The sequence below is a fragment of the Psychrobacter sp. GW64-MNA-CIBAN-0177 genome (genome assembly GCF_040309585.1).
GTDB lineage: Bacteria > Pseudomonadota > Gammaproteobacteria > Pseudomonadales > Moraxellaceae > Psychrobacter > Psychrobacter okhotskensis.
Window position 1 is genome coordinate 1 of sequence record NZ_JBEOOY010000302.1, and the last position, 265, is coordinate 265.

General features: G+C 41.1%; 1 protein-coding gene. It reads left to right on the top strand.

Annotation, left to right across the window (positions count from 1 at the left end):
* A partial coding sequence (locus tag AAEY79_RS15180; RefSeq protein WP_352289295.1) for a hypothetical protein occupies positions 1-265 on the top strand: 265 nt, incomplete at both ends.

Consider the following 265-nt stretch of genomic DNA (forward strand, 5'->3'; position numbering starts at 1 on the left):
GATTTAGGCTTTGTAATTGCTCAAAAAGAAAGTGAGCCACTGCATTTTAGTGAACTCCAACAGATAAAGTGGTGTGCGCTGGGAAATAATTTAGCGTTATGGCAGCAAGCAAAAAACGATGAAAGTATGGTACTCACTGAGCCGCCAACATTAATTTTATTAGGCCACGATACCCGCACCCGAGAGTTATTAGATAATGCGCTACCGTCTTTAAATTTACCGAGTTATCGGGTTATGGAAGTGGGTAGTGTTGATGCACAAATTG